The organism is Streptomyces sp. HD, from assembly GCF_028369295.1.
Taxonomy (GTDB): Bacteria; Actinomycetota; Actinomycetes; order Streptomycetales; family Streptomycetaceae; genus Streptomyces.
Genome location: NZ_JAQMYP010000023.1, coordinates 48212 through 63925, shown reverse-complemented (window position 1 = coordinate 63925; position 15714 = coordinate 48212). Strand labels below are relative to the sequence as shown.

The 15714-nt window shown below is 70.9% G+C and carries 16 protein-coding genes; 3 read left to right on the top strand and 13 right to left on the bottom strand.

Features of this window, described 5'->3' with window-relative positions; all coding sequences use genetic code 11:
• Positions 1-256: 256 nt before the first annotated feature.
• The gene (locus tag POF73_RS22800) at positions 257-799 is read left to right on the top strand and encodes a Repetin (protein ID WP_272118385.1); all 543 of its coding nucleotides are present in this window, start codon (positions 257-259) and stop codon (positions 797-799) included.
• Here the strand turns inward: POF73_RS22800 and POF73_RS22795 are convergent.
• The 6 genes from POF73_RS22795 to POF73_RS22770 form a co-directional block, all read right to left on the bottom strand.
• A complete protein-coding gene (locus tag POF73_RS22795) occupies positions 768-1964 on the bottom strand; it encodes an MFS transporter (RefSeq protein ID WP_272118383.1) in 1197 nt (398 codons plus the stop codon). The two genes, POF73_RS22800 and POF73_RS22795, sit on opposite strands and share 32 nt — an antisense overlap.
• Positions 1965-2084: 120 nt before the next feature.
• Positions 2085-3548 (bottom strand): HAD-IA family hydrolase, encoded by a 1464-nt coding sequence (locus POF73_RS22790; RefSeq protein WP_272118381.1) that lies wholly within the window; start codon positions 3546-3548, stop codon positions 2085-2087.
• A gap of 45 nt (positions 3549-3593) precedes the next feature.
• Complete coding sequence (locus POF73_RS22785) at positions 3594-4676, bottom strand: ABC transporter ATP-binding protein (protein ID WP_272118379.1); 1083 nt, start codon at positions 4674-4676, stop codon at positions 3594-3596.
• Positions 4677-4699: 23 nt separating this feature from the next.
• Entirely contained in the window at positions 4700-5542 is an 843-nt protein-coding gene (locus POF73_RS22780; RefSeq protein ID WP_272118377.1) for an ABC transporter permease, read from the bottom strand.
• On the bottom strand, positions 5530-6462 hold the full coding sequence (locus POF73_RS22775) for an ABC transporter permease (protein ID WP_272118375.1): 933 nt from the start codon (positions 6460-6462) through the stop codon (positions 5530-5532). The genes POF73_RS22780 and POF73_RS22775 overlap by 13 nt, the downstream gene beginning before the upstream one ends.
• Positions 6459-7631, bottom strand: a complete 1173-nt coding sequence (locus POF73_RS22770; RefSeq protein ID WP_272118374.1) for an ABC transporter substrate-binding protein — start codon at positions 7629-7631, stop codon at positions 6459-6461. Before POF73_RS22770 ends, POF73_RS22775 begins: the two co-directional genes overlap by 4 nt.
• A 227-nt stretch (positions 7632-7858) precedes the next feature.
• Here POF73_RS22770 and POF73_RS22765 point away from each other — a divergent pair, with 227 nt between their 5' ends.
• Together POF73_RS22765 and POF73_RS22760 are read left to right on the top strand one after the other, a co-directional pair.
• Positions 7859-8599: a GntR family transcriptional regulator gene (locus POF73_RS22765; protein WP_272118372.1), complete on the top strand. Its 741-nt coding sequence runs from the start codon at positions 7859-7861 to the stop codon at positions 8597-8599.
• Between the two features lie 77 nt (positions 8600-8676).
• On the top strand, positions 8677-9084 hold the full coding sequence (locus POF73_RS22760; RefSeq protein WP_272118370.1) for a hypothetical protein: 408 nt from the start codon (positions 8677-8679) through the stop codon (positions 9082-9084).
• A gap of 20 nt (positions 9085-9104) precedes the next feature.
• Here POF73_RS22760 and POF73_RS22755 read toward each other — a convergent pair whose 3' ends face one another.
• The 7 genes from POF73_RS22755 to rpe all read right to left on the bottom strand — a co-directional run bounded on the left by POF73_RS22755 (position 9105) and on the right by rpe (position 15678).
• The gene (locus POF73_RS22755; protein ID WP_030947984.1) at positions 9105-9557 is read right to left on the bottom strand and encodes an Lrp/AsnC family transcriptional regulator; all 453 of its coding nucleotides are present in this window, start codon (positions 9555-9557) and stop codon (positions 9105-9107) included.
• A gap of 10 nt (positions 9558-9567) precedes the next feature.
• Entirely contained in the window at positions 9568-11040 is a 1473-nt protein-coding gene (locus POF73_RS22750; RefSeq protein WP_272118366.1) for an amino acid permease, read from the bottom strand.
• A gap of 232 nt (positions 11041-11272) precedes the next feature.
• Positions 11273-11767 carry a GNAT family N-acetyltransferase gene (locus POF73_RS22745; protein WP_272118364.1) on the bottom strand — a complete coding sequence of 165 codons (495 nt, stop codon included), beginning with the start codon at positions 11765-11767 and terminating at the stop codon, positions 11273-11275.
• Between the two features lie 88 nt (positions 11768-11855).
• Positions 11856-13298, bottom strand: a complete 1443-nt coding sequence (locus POF73_RS22740; RefSeq protein ID WP_272118552.1) for a GuaB1 family IMP dehydrogenase-related protein — start codon at positions 13296-13298, stop codon at positions 11856-11858.
• A 128-nt stretch (positions 13299-13426) separates the two neighbouring features.
• Positions 13427-13744 (bottom strand): barstar family protein, encoded by a 318-nt coding sequence (locus POF73_RS22735; protein WP_272118362.1) that lies wholly within the window; start codon positions 13742-13744, stop codon positions 13427-13429.
• A gap of 125 nt (positions 13745-13869) precedes the next feature.
• On the bottom strand, positions 13870-14913 hold the full coding sequence (locus POF73_RS22730; RefSeq protein WP_272118360.1) for a sugar-binding transcriptional regulator: 1044 nt from the start codon (positions 14911-14913) through the stop codon (positions 13870-13872).
• Between the two features lie 78 nt (positions 14914-14991).
• Positions 14992-15678 (bottom strand): ribulose-phosphate 3-epimerase, encoded by a 687-nt coding sequence (gene rpe / locus POF73_RS22725; protein WP_272118358.1) that lies wholly within the window; start codon positions 15676-15678, stop codon positions 14992-14994.
• Between the last annotated feature and the right edge of the window lie 36 nt (positions 15679-15714).

Genomic DNA, 15714 nt, shown 5'->3' with positions numbered 1-15714 from the left:
CGACGGTACGGGCGGCTGACCAGGGCGGACAAGAAGGAGCCGTTGCGCGCCGGTGAGCGGTTCGTTGCGTCGGCCGCGGGTCCGGCGGCGATTCGTTGCGCGCCGTCGGGGGGAGGTCCCGTCCTCCTCGGAGCGGAGGGGTGCACGGGTGTCCCCGCCGTGTGGCGGAGGCGGGGTCCGGTCCTCGGTGCGATGTGGTGGGGGCGCGCCGCCGCGAGAGTGGTGACTGTCCGGTTGACCTGCGGAAAGGACCGCCATGAACCGCCGTACGAAGACCGTCGTGCTGTGCTGTGCGCTGCTGATGCTCACCGCCGGAACGGTGGGTCCCGCCGCCACCGCAACGGACGGGCCGCAGGAGCGCGAGGCCGCCGCGCTCACCGGCACAGCCAAGCTGTACCGCTCGGCCGGGGACGACATCACGTTCTCGTTCGACGCGCATCTGGCGGCGAAGGACACCGCCGACCCGACGAAGGCCACCGGCACCTTCGAGTGGAGCCACTACCTGGACGGCGAGGGTGCCCGGGCGAAGGCGAAGGTCGACTGTCTGGTCACCGGCGGCAAGGTGGCCGTCGTCTCCGGGGTCATCACCTCCTCCGATCTGCCGGGCGCCGAGGGCAGGCGGGTCGGCATCACCGTCCATGACGTCGGCCACCGCGACCGGCTCGGCTACAGCTGGGCGGCCACGGGCAGCCCCGTCGAGACGAAGGAGCTGCCCAAGTGCGTGGGCTCCGCCCCCTTCGAGAAGGTCAGGAAGGGGACGGGCGACTTCACGGTCGTGCCGTGGCGGCCCGACTTCTAGTCAGCGCCAGCGCCGTCACCAGGTAGGGGATCGCCAGTATCGCGAAGACCGTGCTGTGTGCCGCGTCCGTGCCGAGCAGCGCGTACGTGCCGAACGTGGCGACCGTGGCCAGCTCGGTGCCGAGGCTCGCCACCGAGGTGAGCGTGGCCCGGCGGGACTCCTCGATGCGGTGCTGGAGACGGACGTCGGCGAGCACCTCGGCGAGCTGGAACCCGGCGAAGGCGAGGCTCACCAGCGCGACCCCGGCCAGGGAGCGGGCGGTGGCGCCGGCGGCCAGGGCGAGGGCGCTGCCCGCGAGCAGCGCGGCGAGTCCGGTCGTGCCGAGGCGTTCGGCCGGTCCGGTCAGGAGGCTGCCGAGGGTGACGCCGGCCCAGATCAGCATGATCAGATAGGGCACGGTCGCCTCGGCGACGCCGATGTCCCGGACCAGCAGCGGGGTGTACTCGTCGAGCGCGCCCCACACCGCGGCGACGGCCGGGACCAGCAGCAGGGCGCCGCGCACCGAGTGGTCCCGGCGGACCTCGGCGAGTCCGGTCCGCAGGGTCGTGGCCCAGCTGCCGTCGCCGGTCTCCGGCCGCACCCGGTGCTCGGGGAACCGGGTCGCGACGGCGGCGGTCAGCACACAGGCCGCGAAGCTCGCGGCACCGACCGCCGCATAGCCTCCCCTTGCGAACACGGGCGCCGCGAGGCCGATGGAGGACACGGTGCCCAGCAGCCGCGCGGCCCTGGCCCGGCCCATCACCCCGGCGTACCGGCCGGCCGCGCCCACCCGGTCCAGCTCGTCGTACACGAGCGCCTCCAGCGCACCGGAGCCGAGCGCTCCACCGGCGCCCCACAGCACGAAGCCGACCGCGAAGGCCCAGTACGACGGGACGACCACCCACAGCGCGAAGCCGACGGCGGTGAGCAGCGGGCCGATCCACAGCAGCCGACGACGCGACACGGTGTCGGCCCAGGCACCCGAGGGCACCTCCAGCACCACACCGGTGATCGACCACAGGGCGAACAGGGAGGAGATCTGCCAGAGGGACAGGCCGGTGTCGGCGAACAGCAGCGCGTACACCGGGTAGAGCAGGACGAAGTCGTCGAGGAACGAGTAGCCGTACAGCGTGGTCGTCAGCCGCCGGACACCGGAGGCGGGCACGCGTGCAGGTGAGAGTGTCATGAGGCCTTCCCGCAGGGACTGTTCGGACGCCGGGGGTACGGCGTCCGAGGCGGCCCTCGGGAGGCACGGCTGGTGGATCAATGTCGCCAGGTCATGGCACCGATGGTAGGCCGGTACGGGTCACTCGCGCAGGGAGAATGTCGTGATCACGGCGGCGTGGTCGGAGGGCCACTCGTTGTGCTCGACGTCCGGCCAGGGGCGCGGCCGGCCGCTGACGCGGGTCTCCGAGTCGAGCACCCGCAGTCCCCGGTGCAGGACGAAGTCGATCCGGTCCTGCGGCTCCGAGCGCCCGCTGCCGTCCTCGTGCAGGGCGTGGATCGGCGACCAGGTGTGGCCGGGGTGGGCGGCCGGGTCCGGGTGGGCCTCACGATAGGAGTCGCGCAGCCCCGCGTCCTGCGCCGCCTTCGTCACCGGCCACTCCACCTCGGGCCAGTCCAGGTGGGAGGGGCTGTTGAAGTCGCCGACCAGGACGACGGGCACGGCGGGGTCGGCCGCCTCCTCGATCCGGCGCAGCGTGTCCCGCATCTGGGCGAGCCGCACCTCCTCGTGGGCGATCAGCTCGGCGGCCGAAAGCCCATCGAAGGAGGACTCGTACGGCCCGTAGGGCGTGTAGTCGAGGTGGGCCGTCCAGATGTCGACCTGCTGCTCCCCGACCTGGATCCGGACCCCGGCCGCCCCGTAGAAGCCGACGTCGGGATCGCCGAAGCGGGCCGTGATCGGGTGGCGGCTGATGACGCCGAGGTTCTCGCCGGCGCGGTGGTGGTACCAGCCGAGGGCGTCGGCGAGCTCCTGGGCGGCGGTGCCGTACGTCTCCTGGAGGCCGACGACGTCGACGCCGGTCTCGGCGATGACCTTGAGCTGCTTGGCCAGGTGGTCGTGGACCTTGGTGCCGCCGTACCAGAGGTTCCAGCTCATGACGCGCAGTTCGGGCGAGGGCAGGGCGGCGGTCGGCAGGGTGCGCAGCCGCTGTGTGGTGACGCCCTCCAGGCTGGGCAGGACGGTCCGTCCGGGTGCCGGCTCGATCGGGGCGAGCGAGGGCACCGCGAGCACCGTGCAGCCGGCCGCCTCCGCCGAGCTGACGCCGGTTCGGGTGTCCTCGACGGCGACGCAGGCCGCCGGGTCGACGCCGAGGGCGCGGCAGGCGGCGAGGTAGGGATCGGGGGCGGGCTTGGTGCGGTCGGTGTCGTCGGCGGTGACGGAGACCGCGAAGCGGCTCGCGCCGAGGGCTTCGAGGACGGTGTCGGCGACGGCTCGGGGTGAGGCGGTGACCAGGGCCGTGGGGATGCCGTCGCGGGCCAGGGCGTCGAGCAGGTCGAGCGCGCCGGGGCGGGGGACGATGCCGCCGCGGACGCGGTCGGCGAACTCGCGGTGGAGTGCGTCGGCGAGGTCGGCGGCCGGCGCGCCGGTGGCCGCGGCCAGCCAGTCGGCGGTGTGCTCGACGGGCCGGCCGAGCACCTCCGCCTCGTCCGCCTCGGTCAGGGCCCGGCCGGCGACCTGCTCCACCGCCTCCCACCACAGTCGCTCGGTGTCGACGAGCGTGCCGTCCATGTCGAACAGGACGGCCTGGAGCGGGAGTCGAGTCACGGTTGTCTCTTTCTTGCGGGGGGGATCAGGTGGGTCGTACGAGGGTCAGCGGCTGCGTTCGGCCACCAGCACGGGCCGCTCCGGCAGCGACACGCTCACCGCGGCGCCCGCGCCGAGCGCGGCCGTCTCATGGGCGGGCAGATCGGCCTTGACCTCGGTGCCGTCGGCGAGCCGTACGGTCAGCCGGGTGGTGGCACCGAGGAACGCGGTGGCGACCACGCGGGCGTCGGAGGCGTCGTCGGCGCGTACGGCCACGGCTTCCGGCCGTACCAGCACGTCGACCTCGGACACCGCGGGCGCGTCGCCGTCGACGGGCAGCCGCCGGCCGAGCACCTCGACACCGCTGTCGACGAGCGTGCCCGGGATCCGGCTCATCGTGCCGACGAACTCGGCGACGAAGGCCGTGGTGGGACGGCCGTACAACTCGGCGGGCGCGGCGCACTGTTCGAGCCGTCCGGAGCGCATGACGGCGACCCGGTCGGCCATGGACAGGGCCTCCTCCTGGTCGTGGGTGACGAACAGGGTGGTGATGCCGAGCTCCTGCTGGAGCCGTCGGATTTCCTCGCGGAGCGTCAGGCGCACCTTGGCGTCCAGCGCCGACAGCGGCTCGTCCAGCAGCAGGACGCGAGGGCGCAGGGCGAGCGCGCGGGCCAGGGCGATGCGCTGCTGCTGGCCGCCGGAGAGCTGGTGCGGGTACCGCTCGCCCTTGTCGGCGAGACCGACCAGCTCCAGCAACTCGGCGGCACGGGCGCGCCGTTCGGCGGTGCGCACCTTGCGCATGCGCAGCCCGAAGGCGACGTTGTCGAGGGCGCTGAGGTGCGGGAACAGGCTGTACGACTGGAAGACCATGCCTGCGTCGCGACGGTGCGCCGGGACCCGGGTGACGTCCTCGCCGTCCACCAGTACCTCGCCGGAGTCGGGGTGCTCGAACCCGGCGAGCATGCGCAGGGCCGTGGTCTTGCCGCAGCCGGACGGGCCGAGGAGGGCGAGGAGTTCACCGGGCCGTACGGCGAGGTCGAGGCCGTCGAGGGCGACCGTGCCGCCGAAGGCGCGGCGCAGGCCGCGGAACTCGACCGTGGCGGCCGTGTCGGCCGTGGCGGCCTTCGGCCGGGGTGCAGTGAGTGTCATCTTCCGGGTCACCTCTGGTCGGATCACTTCTCGGTGGTGGTCGGGGAGGGGGTGCGCCCGCCGACGGCGGCGATGCCGAGCAGCAGCAGCCAGGTCACGAACAGGCTGAGGACGGACACCGCCACGGACATCTGTGCCTGTGAGCCGCCGATGCCGACGATCCAGACGGCGAAGGGCCGGAACTTCAGGATCTGGGCGACCGTGAATTCACCGAGCACCAGCGCCAGCGTGAGGAACGAGGCGTTCAGCAGGGCCCCGCGAAGGTTGGGCAGCACCGCCCGGACCAGCGCCTGCGCCCAGCCGGCGCCGCAGTTGCGGGCCGCCTCCACGAGGGTGGGTACGTCGATCGACCGAAGGCCGGCGTCCAGCGCCCGATACACGAACGGCAGCGCCATCACGGTGTAGGCGAGGACGAGCACGACCGGGAAGTCGGGATTCTGGACCGCCACGAAGGTCTGGAACAGCGGGGTCGTGGAGAAGTACTCGGGCCCCCACTTCAGCACCGTGGCGATGCCCGCGACGAAGGCGATCGGCGGCAGGACCAGCGGCAGCGCGCAGACGATCTCCACGACCGGGCGCAGCCGTCGCGAGCCGAGCCGCAGGGCGACCATCGCGGGCACCATCAGCAGCAGGACCAGAGCGATGGTGGCGGCGGCCAGTTCCAGTGAGAGCAGCAGGCTGGAGACGAAACCGTCGGCGCCGAGGATCTGCTCGTAGACGTCGAAGTTCACCCCCTGGCCCGGTACGTCGACCGTGAAGATCACGGAAGCGGCGAGCGGCAGCAGGAAGTAGACCGCGGCGCACAGCAGGACGACACCGCGCCCGGGGCGGACCTTCCCGACGCCGCGACTGGTCAGGCGAGCCATCGGGCACTCCGTCGTTGCAGGGGCAGGTACACGGCCATCACGAGGCCCGCCACGAGGACCATGTCCAGGCTCAGGGCCAGCGCGACGTTCTCCTGGCCGACCAGGACGTTGCCGGCGAGGGCGTCGGCGATCTGCAGGGTGACCAGCGGGATCGAGCTGCCGACCATGGCGGCCGCGGTGGCGTACGCGGCGAAGGCGCTGCCGAAGAGCAGCACGAAGCCGCCGAGCAGCGAGGGGGCGAGCACCGGCAGCGCGACGTGCCGCCAGTACTGGGCGTTGGTGGCGCCGCTGTTCCGGGCGGCCTCACGCCACTGGGTCCGCAGTCCTTCGAGCGCCGGGGTGATCGTGAGGACCATCAGCGGGATCAGGAAGTACAGATAGGCCAGCGTCAGCCCGGAGAAGCTGTAGAGGCTCCACCCCTTCTCGGTGAGGTCCAGGCGTCGGGTGAGGAAGCCCGAGTTGCCGAGCGTGGCGACGAAGGCGAAGGCCAGCGGGACGCCGCCGAAGTTGGCGAGGACCCCGGAGGCGGTGAGCACGGCCTCACGCAGCGCCCTGGACCGTGAGGTGACCACGGCCTGCGCCAGCAGCAGTCCGCACACCACGCCGATGGCCGCGGAGAAGGCGGAGAGCTTCACGCTGCCGATCAGGGCGGTGAGGTAGGCGCCCTGCATCGAGGCGGTCACATTGGCCACACCGTACGAACCGGCCCCCGTGACCGGGTCCTTGACGGTGAAGGCGCCGTCCAGCATGGCCAGGGCGGGTATCCCGAAGGCGAGCGCCACGAAGGCGAGCAGCGGGACGACGGCGAGCCCGCCCCCGACGCGGCGCCGCCGCCCGGAGGGGGCGGCGGGCGCGGCGGCGTCGGGACCCGGGTGCGCCGGAGCGGCGGGGGCGACGGTCGCGTCGGTCTCGGTCGTCATCCGGAGACAGCCTTGCCCCAGCCCGCACCGAGGACTTCCTTGGCCTTGCTCTGCTGGGCCTCGGTCGGGAAGGCCGCCGTGCCCGAGACCTCGGGCAGCTTGGCCGCGGCGGTCTTGTCAAGCGTGCCGGCCTTCTCCATCGCGGGCATGAGGGCCGGGCGGGCGTACCCCTTGAGCCAGAGGTTCTGGCCCTCGACGCTGTAGAGGTACTCCTGCCAGAGCCGGGCGGCCGCCGGGTGCGGGGCGTCCTTGTTGATGGCCTGTGAGTAGTACTGGGAGAACTTGCCGTCGGTCGGGACGGCGACCTTCCAGTCCAGCCCCTTGGACCGGAACTCGTCGGCGTATCCGGCGTTCAGGTAGTCCCAGTCGATGCTGATGGGCGTCTCGCCCTTCTCCACCGTGGCCGGGGTCGACTCGACCGGCGTGTAGTTGCCGTTCTTCTTCAGCTTGGCGAAGAAGTCGATTCCGGGCTGCAGGTCGTCGAACGAGCCGCCGTTGGCCAGGGCGGCCGCCCAGACCCCGGCGAAGGCCGAACCCGACTTGGTGGGGTTGCCGTTGAGGGCGACCTGGCCCTTGTACTGGGGCTTCAGCAGGTCCTTGAAGGTGGTCGGGCACTGCTTGACGCGCTTCGCGTCGCAGCCGATGGAGATGTAGCCGCCGTAGTCGTTGTACCACCGGGCCTGCGCGTCCTTCTGCGCCGCCGGAATGCCGTCGAACGACGCCACCTTGTAGGAGGCGAACAGGCCCTGCTGGGCCCCGCTCAGCGCGAACGACTGTCCCAGGTCCAGCACGTCGGGTGCCCGGTCCTGGCCCTTCAGCGTGGTGACCGCGCTGATCTCCTCCTGGCTGGCCCCGTCCGGATTGTCGACCTCGACCTTGATGCCGTACTTCTTCTGGAAGCCGTCGATGAGGGCGCCGTAGTTGGCCCAGTCACGCGGCAGGGCGATCGCGTTGAGCTTGCCCTCCTTCTTGGCCGCCTTCACCAGCGCGTCCATGCCGCCGAGGTCGGCGGCGGAGGTGGCCGTGGCAACGCTCTTGCCGTCGGCGGTGGTGGACGCGTTGTCGGGGGCGGCGCCACAGGCGCTCAGGGCGAGTGCGGCGACGACGGCGAGGGCGCCGCCGAGGGCGGGGGTTCTCGACAGGGCTGTGCTCGGCAAAAACGTGGACACGGTTGCTCCAGGGGACGCGCGAGGGTGCAGGAGGTTTCTTGCCCAGGAAAGACATCGAACTTGTCTGAACAAGTTGGCCCCAGTAGGCCCGCCGATGGTGACACGTTCGTGAACACTGGCGAAAGCCTCCACCCCGAATTTGTGCACACTCCTCACCGACACAGATCACCGAACGATCTCGATTAGGCTGGTCACGCTGTGCACAGCAACCGACTCAGAGGGGAAGCATGGCGGCGCGACACGAGGAGATCGCCGACGAACTGCGCCGGGCGATCGACCGCGAGGAGTACACGGTCGGCAGTCTGCTGCCCGCCGAGACGGACCTCGCGGGCCAGTACGGCGTCTCACGCGGCACGGTCCGGCAGGCCGTCGCCGCGCTGACCGCCGAGGGCCTCATCGGCTCACGCCAGGGCGCCCGTCGAGTGGTGCTGGCCAGCCGCCGCAGCCAGAGCTTCGCCGAGCTGCGCAGCTTCGCCCAGTGGGCGCGGGCGATGGGCCGGGAGGCGACCGGCCAGGTGGTGGAGCAGGAGTACCGCCCGGCGACGAAGGAGGACGCCGTACGCCTCCAACTGAGCGCCGGTACCCCGGTGTTGCACGTCCTGCGGGTGCGCGGCCTGGACGGCGAACCGGTGCTGCTGGAGCGCACGGTCTACGCCGACTGGATCTCCCCCGCCGTGGAGGCCATCGAGCCCGACTCCCCGTCCGTCACCCAACGCCTGTACGACGACACGGGGCTGGTCTTCGCCTACGGCGAGCATGTCATCGACGCGGTGGCGGCCGGCGCCCAGGACGCCGAACTGCTCGGCATCCGCCGCACGAGCCCCCTCCTGCGGGTACGACGCGTGACGACGACCCGTGAGGGCCGCCCCGTGGAGTGGTCGGACGACCGCTACCGCTCGGACGCGGTCAGCTTCAGCGTCCACAACTCGATCGACAACAACGCCCTGGCCCGCAAGACGGCCGACTGACGCCCTCCCCCGAACGGCTATACGCCTCCGCCTGCCGGAGGAGGCCACCGCGTGGGCAGGAGGGCGAGACTTCCCCCATGGACGCCACCGACATCCCCGCCCTGCCGTTCGTGGACGAACAGACGACGCTCGTCGAGGCGGACACCGACGCCGTCTGGCAAGAGCTGGCCGCCCTGATGGACGGCTCCCGCGGATTCAAGGTGGCGGTGTCGACCCCGGGCCACGAGCTGGCCTACGTCGGCCGCCACCCGTTCTCGACGTACGCCCTCATCTTCCACCTGGACGAGACGGACGCGGGGCACACCCGCTTGCGGGCCGAGACGAGGGCCGACTTCCCCGGCCGCGCGGGCGCCCTCTACCGACGGCTGGTCATAGGCACGGGTGCCCACGCACTGGTCATACGGCGCATGCTGACGAAGGTCCGCAGAAACGCCGCTCAGGGGCGCGGGGAACTGCGCGACAAGCCCCCACCGGCCCGCAGATAACTCGGCTCTCCCGCGGAGCGCTACGTAGGCGACCCGGAAGAAAACCGCCGCAACAAGGGCGACAGCACGAGCACGGACTTGGTCCGCTCCACGAACGGCTCCCCGGCGATCCGCTCAAGCACCCGCTCGAAATGCCGCATGTCAGAGGCGAAGACCTGCACCACCGCATCCGCCTCACCGGTCACGGTCGACGCGGCCACCACCTCCTGGTACCGCTCCAGCCCCCGCCGGATCGTCTCCGGCGAGGTGTTGTGCCGGCAGTAGATCTCGACGAACCCCTCGGTCTCCCAGCCAAGCGCCGACGGATCCACCCGTACGGTGAATCCGGTGATGGCCCCGGTGGCGCGCAGCCGGTCCACGCGCCGTTTCACGGCGGGCGCGGACAGGCCGACCAGTTGCCCGATGTCCGCGTAGGAGCGGCGGGCGTCCTCGGCGAGGGCGTGCACGATGCGTTCGTCGAGATCGTTCAGCACTGCTGGTGGTTCACTTCACTTCTGACACGGCAAGACGGGAACGGCGATAGCCGTACAGGAAGTAGAACACGAGACCGGCCGCCATCCAGCACCCGAAGACCACCCAGGTCACGGTGTCCAGGCTGAACATGTTGTACGCGCAGAAACCGAAGCCCAGAATCGGCAGCACCGGCCCGAAGGGCACCTTGAACGTCCGCTCCAGCTCGGGCCGCCGGTAGCGCAGCACGATCACCGCGATGTTGACCAGCGCGAAGGCGAACAGCGTGCCGATGCTGGTGGCGTCGACGAGCTTGCCCAGCGGGATGAGGGCGGCGAGGGCACCGCAGAAGAGGGACACGATGACCGTGTTGAGGCGGGGTGCGCCGGTCTTCGCGTGGACCTTGCCGAGCGCCTTGGGCACCAGGCCGTCACGGGACATCGCGAAGAGGATGCGGGTCTGGCCGTAGAGCACGGTGAGGACGACGCTCGCGATGGAGATGACGGCGCCGAGGGCGAGCAGGGTGCCCCAGAAGGTCTGGCCGCTGACGTCGTTCATGATCGCGGCGAGGGAGGCCTCGGAGCCCTCGAACTTGGTCCAGTTCCAGGCGCCGACGGCGACACCCGCGACGAGGACGTACAGCACGGTCACGATGATCAGCGAGAGCATGATCGCGCGCGGCAGGTCCTTCTTGGGGTCCTTGGCCTCCTCACCGGCGGTGGAGGCGGCGTCGAAGCCGATGTAGGAGAAGAAGAGGGTGGCACCCGCGGCGCTCACACCGGCCATGCCGAGCGGCATGAAGTCCTCGTAGTTGCCGGACTTGAAGCCCATGAAGCCGACGGCGCAGAACAGCACCAGCGCGACGATCTTGACGGCGACCATGATCGTGTTGGCCCGGGCGGACTCGCGGACGCCGCCGAGCAGGAACACCATCGCCAGCATGACGACGATCAGCGCCGGCAGGTTGATGATCCCGCCCTCGCCGGGCGCCGAGGACACCACGGACGGGATGGTGACACCTATGGTCCCGTCGAGCAGCTCGTTGAGGTACTCGCCCCAGCCGACGGCGACGGCGGCCACGGACACGCCGTACTCCAGCACCAGACACCAGCCGCAGACCCAGGCGACCAGCTCGCCCATCGTTGCGTACGCATACGAGTACGAGGAGCCCGCGACCGGGATGCTGCCCGCCAGCTCGGCGTAGGACAGGGCCGAGAAGAGCGCCGTGAGGCCGGCGATCACGAAGGCCAGGGTGACGGCCGGGCCGGCCTCGGGGACGGCGTCGCCGAGGACGACGAAGATGCCGGTGCCGAGGGTGGCACCGATGCTGATCATGGTGAGCTGCCACATGCCCAGGGAGCGTCGCAGGGACCCTCCCTCGCCCTGGCCACCCTCGGCGACCAGGTGTTCCACGGGCTTGCGACGCAACAGGCGCGCGCCGACGCCCGGGGACGCGGAGGCGGCGGTCTGGCTCTGGTTCTGCGGTGGTGCGCCTTGGTCGAGCACGCGTGGGCTCCTTTTCGCTGCCAATCAGGGCGGCGGGAACCGACGGCACCCCCACGAGCAGGGACCCACCGAGCGGGGTTCCCGCCACGCCACGTACGAGGCGACAGCCTATGAGGAGCGGCGTTGCTGGTGAAATGCAGCAACCTTGCGCATGCCCGCAAGATCATTGCGTTCCTGGGGGCTGGGTGGGTGTTCGTTGCGCGGCGGCTTTCGACCGTTGCGCAGGGCCCCTTCAGAGGGCCTTGACCAGGAACACGCAGGGATCGGCCTGCTCATGGCGTACGCCGTCGGCGTCCAGGTACGCCCAGCGGTCCAGGTAGGCCACCGTGGGCAGATATCCGAGCCGCGCGTACAGCGCCGCCGCACCCGGGTTGTCGTCGCCGACACCGAGGCCCATGACGCCGATCCCGCGCTCGCGGGCCAGCCGCTCGGCGGTGTGCACCAGCGCGGTACCGATGCCCTGGGAACGCAGCGACTCCGGCCACACGAAAAGGCCGTTGAACTCCGGGCACCCGGGCTGCGCCGCCCGCACCTCCGGCGCCTCGCACCCGGTCCAGCGGACCTCACCGTGGCCCACGGGCCGGCCGTCGAGCCACGGAATCAGGTACGTGCCGCGCCCCGCCTCCTGCCGGGCGAAGCGGGCGGCGTGATCGCCGTCAACGCTGTGCGACGGCATGAAGCGGTCCAGCACCTCGATGTCCTCGGCCCTGCAAGCGGTGATCTCCATGCTCCGACGGTAGAGGCCGGACCCGCGAAACGGCCCCCGATTTTCCCGGCGAACGGGAGAACGGGGGCCGTGGGCAAGGGAGTTGGCGTCAGCTCCAGCTGGCGTGCAGCGGCTTGCCCTCCGCGTAGCCGGCGGCGCTCTGGATGCCGACGACGGCCTTGTCGGCGAACTCCTCCAGGGAGCCGGCGCCCGCGTAGGTGCAGGACGACCGGACACCCGCGATGATCGAGTCGATCAGGTCCTCCACGCCGGGGCGGTCCGGGTCGAGGAACATACGGGAGGTGGAGATGCCCTCCTCGAAGAGCGCCTTGCGGGCGCGATCGTACGACGACTCGTCCGACGTACGGTTGGCCACGGCCCGCGCGGACGCCATGCCGAACGACTCCTTGTACAGCCGCCCGCTGGAATCCTGCTGCAGGTCACCCGGCGACTCGTAGGTGCCCGCGAACCACGAGCCGACCATCACGTTGGACGCACCGGCCGCGAGCGCCATCGCGACGTCGCGCGGGTGCCGGACACCGCCGTCGGCCCACACGTGCTTGCCGTACTTCTTCGCCTCGGCGGCGCACTCCAGCACCGCCGAGAACTGCGGCCGTCCGACACCGGTCATCATGCGGGTCGTGCACATGGCACCCGGCCCGACGCCGACCTTGATGATGTCGGCACCGGCCTCGATCAGATCCCGCACACCCTCGGCGGCGACGATGTTGCCCGCGGCGATCGGCACCTGCGGGTCGAGCGCCCGCACGGTCCGGATCGCGGCGATCATCGACTCCTGGTGGCCGTGCGCCGTGTCGATGACCAGCGTGTCCACGCCCGCGTCGAGCAGCTGCTTGGCCTTGCCCGCCACGTCGCCGTTGATGCCGACGGCGGCCGCTATGCGCAGCTTGCCGTTGGCGTCCACGGCCGGCGTGTACAGGGTGGCGCGCAGGGCGCCCTTGCGGGTGAGGATGCCGACGAGGCGGCCGTCCTTGTCGACGGCGGGGGCGTAGCGCCGGTTGTGGTGGTCGAGGGTGTTGAAGGCCTCGCGCGGGTCGAGGTCCGCGTCGATGATCAGCAGATCCCGGGACATGACCACTTCGAGCTGCGTGAAGCGGTCCACGCCGGACAGGTCGGAGTCGGTGACGACACCGATCGGCTTGTGGTCCTCGTCGACGACCACACCGGCGTTGTGCGCCCGCTTGGGCAGCAGGGCCAGCGCGTCGGCGACGGTCTGGTGCGGGGCCAGCACGATCGGGGTGTCGAGGACGTGGTGGCGGCTCTTCACCCAGCTGATGACGTCGGTCACGACCTCGATCGGGATGTCCTGCGGGATGACCACGAGGCCGCCGCGCCGGGCCATCGTCTCGGCCATACGGCGGCCCGCGATGGCGGTCATGTTGGCGACGACCAGCGGGATCGTGGTGCCCGTGCCGTCCGGGGAGCTGAGGTCCACGCCCTGCCGCGAGCCGACGGCGCTGCGGCTCGGGACCATGAAGACGTCGTCGTACGTCAGGTCGTACGGGGGCTGGATGTCGTTGAGGAAACGCACGTGCTGCACATCCCAGTCGATCAGAGGTGGCCCCCGGACAGGTCAGCCAGGGGGAAGAGCACGTACTTCATTGTCCCATGCTGACCGGAATGCGATGCACGGTCACATCGTCCAAGCAGGTCAGAGGCTCACTGGGAGGATCCTCCAAGAGCGAGCAGCACGGAGAGCGCCGACGTGCGGTCCACCGCCTCGGAGAACACCTCCTGGGCGGTCTCCCACTCGTCGGGCCGCGCCTTCGCGTACGGCCGCCAGTTCCGTACGACGACCCGCAGCCCCTGCTCGACGGCGTCTTCCGGCCACACCGTGCGGTCGGAGAGGGAGTCGGCCAGCGCGTCCCAGTTCCGCCCGAACCAGTCGGGCAGCCGCAGGTCGCGGGCGCAGCGGTCCATCAGGCCCGCCTTGTCCGTGACCCCGTCGAGGTCGAGCGTGACCACGAGCTCCGTCATAGCTGTTCCGCCCCGTCGTAGTGATCGTCGATGAAGAAGGTCGTTCAAGAAAGTCGTTGAAGACGGTCTCTGAAGAAGCTCTCCGAAGAAGGGGGTGGCCGCGGCCACCCCCTTCTGAAGCTCCGTCAGTTCCCGTCCGGATCGGACCTGTTGAGCGCCGGCTTCGGTGTCGCCCCCGCCGCCAACAGCACGTCGGCCGCCGAGGTGTCCGTCACCAGGCTGGTGACGAGCCCCGACCGCAGCACCGCGTCGATCGCGGCCGCCTTGCGCGCGCCGCCCGCGATCGCGACGACCTCCGGGATACGGCGCAGCTGGTCGGCCTTGACCGTGATGCACCGTTCCCCGAGGTCCCGTCCGACCCGGCGCCCCTCGGCGTCGAAGAGGTGCGCGGACATCTCGGCGGCGACGCCGAGCGAGGCGTAGTGGGCCCGCTCCTCGTCGCTGAGCATGTCGTGCACCGTCGAGATGCCGGGCTCCCAGGAGCCGATGGAGACGCAGGCGACGGTGACCTTGTCGAAGTACTCGAAGGCCCGGGCGATCCCCGTCTGGTGGCGCAGCGCCGCCGCGGTGGCCGCGTCCGGCAGCAGCATCGGCGCGTAGATGGGGTGCGCGTCGCCGCCGGAGACCTGCGCGGCCCGTCGTACGGCCTCCACCGAACCGCGCTCGGCGGTCCCGGCGTCGTACACACCCGTCAGCTGGACCACGGTGCACGGCGGCAGCCGGTCCAGGGCCGCCGCCATGTGGATGGTGGACCGGCCCCACGCCAGTCCCAGCACATCTCCCTCGTTCACCAGCTCGCCGAGCAGGTCGGCGGCCACTTCTCCCAGGTTCTCGGGGTCGGGCGTCTCCTCGGCCTCGGCCGGCGACTCGACCACGACGGCATGCCTGAGGCCGTACCGGGCGCGCAGGGCGTCCGAGCGATCGGCGTCCAGCTCGGCCGGGACACGGATCTCGATGCGCACGAGATCCCGTTCAAGAGCGGTCTCCAGGACCCGGGCCACCTTGAAGCGGCTGACGCCGAACTCCTCGGCGATCTGGATCTTGGATTTGCCCTCAAGGTAGAAGCGGCGGGCCATGGCCGCCGCCTGCACCAGCTCAGCGGGTCCCATCCGCATGGCTGACCGGCCCGCCGACATACCCGACACGGCGATCTCCTCACTGCTGTTCACATTCTGGATTCGCCGTTCATCCTTGCAGATTCGGCGCTCTTGATCCGCCCTGATGGGCGCCGTTCACGTTCCCTTGGCTCAGTGGTCGCATGCCCAGGCGGCGGTCTGCGTGACCGCCTCCGCCTGAGCACGCAGCGCGCGGACCGCTTCGGCCGGGTCCTCGGCCCCGTACACCGCCGAACCGGCGACGAAGACATCGGCGCCCGCCTCGGCGCACTGCTCGATGGTGGAAGCCGCGACGCCGCCGTCCACCTGGAGCCACAGCTGAAGGCCGTGCTTGCTGATCAACTCGCGGGTGCGGCGAATCTTCGGAAGCATGATGTCGAGAAACGCCTGACCACCGAAGCCCGGCTCGACCGTCATGATCAGCAGCATGTCGAGCTCGGGCAGCAGATCCTCGTACGGCTCGATGGGCGTCGCGGGCCTCAGCGCCATGGAGGCGCGGGCACCCTTGGCCCGGATCTCCCGGGCCAGCCGCACGGGTGCGGCGGCGGCCTCGACATGGAAGGTGACGGAGGAGGCCCCCGCTTCCACGTACTGGGGCGCCCACCGATCGGGGGCGTCGATCATCAGATGGCAGTCCAGCGGGGTGTCCGTCGCACGGGCCAGAGACTCTACGACCGGCACGCCGAGCGTGAGGTTCGGGACGAAATGGTTGTCCATGACGTCGACGTGGAGCCAGTCGGCTCCTTCGACCGCCTTCGCCTCGTCAGCGAGGCGGGAGAAGTCGGCGGACAGGATGCTGGGATTGATCTGCGCGGCCATGACCCAAGCCTGCCATGCCGGAGCACGAATGTTCGC

What these genes read in the sequence shown, in the direction of transcription:
- POF73_RS22800 (WP_272118385.1), top strand. Translation starts at nt 257, where the DNA reads ATGAACCGCCGTACGAAGACCGTCGTGCTGTGCTGTGCGCTGCTGATG.
- POF73_RS22795 (WP_272118383.1), bottom strand. Translation starts at nt 1,964, where the DNA reads ATGACACTCTCACCTGCACGCGTGCCCGCCTCCGGTGTCCGGCGGCTG.
- POF73_RS22785 (WP_272118379.1), bottom strand. Translation starts at nt 4,676, where the DNA reads ATGACACTCACTGCACCCCGGCCGAAGGCCGCCACGGCCGACACGGCC.
- POF73_RS22780 (WP_272118377.1), bottom strand. Translation starts at nt 5,542, where the DNA reads ATGGCTCGCCTGACCAGTCGCGGCGTCGGGAAGGTCCGCCCCGGGCGC.
- POF73_RS22775 (WP_272118375.1), bottom strand. Translation starts at nt 6,462, where the DNA reads ATGACGACCGAGACCGACGCGACCGTCGCCCCCGCCGCTCCGGCGCAC.
- POF73_RS22765 (WP_272118372.1), top strand. Translation starts at nt 7,859, where the DNA reads ATGGCGGCGCGACACGAGGAGATCGCCGACGAACTGCGCCGGGCGATC.
- POF73_RS22760 (WP_272118370.1), top strand. Translation starts at nt 8,677, where the DNA reads ATGGACGCCACCGACATCCCCGCCCTGCCGTTCGTGGACGAACAGACG.
- POF73_RS22745 (WP_272118364.1), bottom strand. Translation starts at nt 11,767, where the DNA reads ATGGAGATCACCGCTTGCAGGGCCGAGGACATCGAGGTGCTGGACCGC.
- POF73_RS22735 (WP_272118362.1), bottom strand. Translation starts at nt 13,744, where the DNA reads ATGACGGAGCTCGTGGTCACGCTCGACCTCGACGGGGTCACGGACAAG.
- rpe (WP_272118358.1), bottom strand. Translation starts at nt 15,678, where the DNA reads ATGGCCGCGCAGATCAATCCCAGCATCCTGTCCGCCGACTTCTCCCGC.